Origin of the sequence: Streptomyces spongiae, from assembly GCF_009377185.1 — a bacterium.
GTDB lineage: Bacteria > Actinomycetota > Actinomycetes > Streptomycetales > Streptomycetaceae > Streptomyces > Streptomyces spongiae.
On sequence record NZ_VJZC01000972.1, the window covers coordinates 1 to 2,115 of the forward strand.

Here is a 2,115-nt window from a genome sequence, read left to right on the forward strand (position 1 = left end):
GCCCGGAGCACTCCGGGCGCCCCCACGCATGCCTGGCACTCAGGCATCCAGGAAGTCGAGCTCAGCCCAGCGCGTGTCCCGTCGTCGCGTCCACGTGGTCGGGGACCTCGTCGTGACGGTCGCCCACGGTGAGCGTCCCAGACGGTTCGAACATCAGGATCGAGGCGCCCTCAGGAGCGGTCGGCCTGTGCTCGGTCCCGCGCGGGACCGTGAAGACCGAGCCTTTGGGCAGCACGACGGTCCGTTCACCGGCCGGCTCGCGCAGGGCGATGTGCAGTTCGCCGTCCAGCACCAGGAAGAACTCGTCGGTGTGGTCGTGCGCGTGCCAGACGTGCTCGCCCTCCACCTTGGCCACGCGGACGTCGTAGTCGTTGACGGTGGTGACGACACGAGGGCTCCACAGGGCGTCGAAGGACGCGAGGGCCTTGGCGAGAGAGATCGGTTCCATGGGTTCCATACGGTCATCGTCGGGGCTGCCGCCGACCTCGCACGAGTGCTAGAAATCGCACATGCCGCAAGAATCCTCGCAAGCCTCGGCCCTCCACCGTGTCGTGGTGATCGTCGACGAGGGCACCAACCCGTTCGAGATGGGTGTCGCCACCGAGCTGTTCGGCCTGCCACGGCCCGAACTCGGGCTGGCGCGCCCGCTGTACGAGCTCACCCTGTGCGCGCCGGCGCCGGACATCCGGATGAACCACGGGTTCTTCCACCTCTCCGGTGTGGCGGGGCTCGACGCCGTCGACTCCGCGGACACCCTCGTCGTACCGGGCCGCCCGGACAACGTCGTGCCGCGCGCCGCCCCCGTACGGGACGCCATCCGCCGTGCCCACGCGCGCGGGGCCCGCATCGTGAGCTTCTGCACCGGTTCCTTCGCGCTCGCCGAGGCCGGACTGCTCGACGGCCGCCGCGCCACCACCCTCCCCCACTGCCTTAAGGGCGTGGGGGCACCCCCAGGCGTTGGGCGGACTCCTTCCGCCACCTCCACCCCAGGGTGCTGCTGGAGCCGGACGTGCTCTTCGTGGACGAGGGCGACGTGCTGAGCGCGGCCGGCAGCGCGGCGGCCCTCGACCTGGGTCTGTACCTGGTCCGCCGCGACCACGGCGCCGAGATCGCCAACGCGGTGTCCCGGAGGCTGGTGTTCGCCGCCCACCGGGACGGCGGTCAGCGGCAGTTCGTGGAACGTCCCCTGCCCGAGGTGCCGGACGCGTCCCTGTCGCCCCTGCTGGCGTGGGCGCAGGAGCGGCTGGGTGACCCGCTGACGGTGGCCGACCTCGCCACCCGCGCGGCGGTCAGCCCCGCCACGCTCCACCGCCGCTTCCGTGCCCAGCTCGGGACCACCCCGCTGGCCTGGCTCACGGGCGAACGGGTGGCGCTGGCCTGCCGGCTCATCGAACGGGGGGAGGAGCGGCTGGACGTGGTCGCCGGACGCTGCGGTCTGGGCACCGCGGCGAACCTGCGGGCGAGGTTGCGGCGGGAGACCGGGCTCAGCCCTTCGGCCTACCGGCGGCGTTTCGGACCCGCGCCCGGGGAACCGGTGAGGGCATGAGACTCCTCGTACGCGACCGGATCCTCGGCATCGGTGACGACTACTGGATCGAGGACGAACACGGCACCAAGGTGTTCCTCGTCGACGGCAAGGCACTGCGGCTGCGGGACACCTTCGAGCTGAAGGACACTCAGGGGCACGTCCTGATCGACATCCGCCAGAAGATGTTCGCCCTGCGGGAGGCGATGGTGATCGAGCGGGACGGCGACCCCCTGGCGACCGTCCGCCGCAAACGCCTCTCCCTGCTGCGCAACCACTACCGGGTGGCCCTGGTGGACGGCACCGAACTCGACGTCAGCGGCAAGATCCTCGACCGCGAGTTCGCCATCGAGTACGACGGCGAACTCCTCGCCCACATCTCGCGGCGCTGGCTACGGGTCCGCGAGACATACGGCGTCGACATCGTCCGCGACGACGCCGACCCGGCACTGCTGCTCGCGATCACGGTATGCGCGATCCACCTGGCAGAAAAGGAGCACGGCCCGGCCGACTGACCCCAAGGCCGAAGGCCAATAGGGGCGCGGGGAACTGCGCGCCCAGCCACACCCGGCCCGCAGCCGACGAACAAC

At 71.1% G+C, this 2,115-nt stretch carries 2 protein-coding genes and 1 pseudogene; 2 read left to right on the forward strand and 1 reads right to left on the reverse strand.

Translation table 11 applies throughout. The annotated features are described in order from the left end of the window. Nucleotides 1–61: 61 nt before the first annotated feature. Nucleotides 62–457, reverse strand: coding sequence for a cupin domain-containing protein (locus FNH08_RS49270; RefSeq protein ID WP_228034851.1), 396 nt, complete (start codon nucleotides 455–457; stop codon nucleotides 62–64). A gap of 52 nt (nucleotides 458–509) precedes the next feature. On the opposite strand from FNH08_RS49270, the pseudogene FNH08_RS49275 reads away from it, so the two are divergent. Together FNH08_RS49275 and FNH08_RS49280 are read left to right on the forward strand one after the other, a co-directional pair. Next, a pseudogene (locus FNH08_RS49275) lies at nucleotides 510–1,546 on the forward strand (helix-turn-helix domain-containing protein). Continuing rightward, the gene (locus FNH08_RS49280) at nucleotides 1,543–2,040 is read left to right on the forward strand and encodes an LURP-one-related/scramblase family protein (RefSeq protein WP_152778475.1); all 498 of its coding nucleotides are present in this window, start codon (nucleotides 1,543–1,545) and stop codon (nucleotides 2,038–2,040) included. The pseudogene FNH08_RS49275 and the gene FNH08_RS49280 overlap by 4 nt, the downstream one beginning before the upstream one ends. Nucleotides 2,041–2,115 lie beyond the last annotated feature (75 nt).

What these genes read in the sequence shown, in the direction of transcription:
- FNH08_RS49270 (WP_228034851.1), bottom strand. Translation starts at nt 457, where the DNA reads ATGGAACCCATGGAACCGATCTCTCTCGCCAAGGCCCTCGCGTCCTTC.
- FNH08_RS49280 (WP_152778475.1), top strand. Translation starts at nt 1,543, where the DNA reads ATGAGACTCCTCGTACGCGACCGGATCCTCGGCATCGGTGACGACTAC.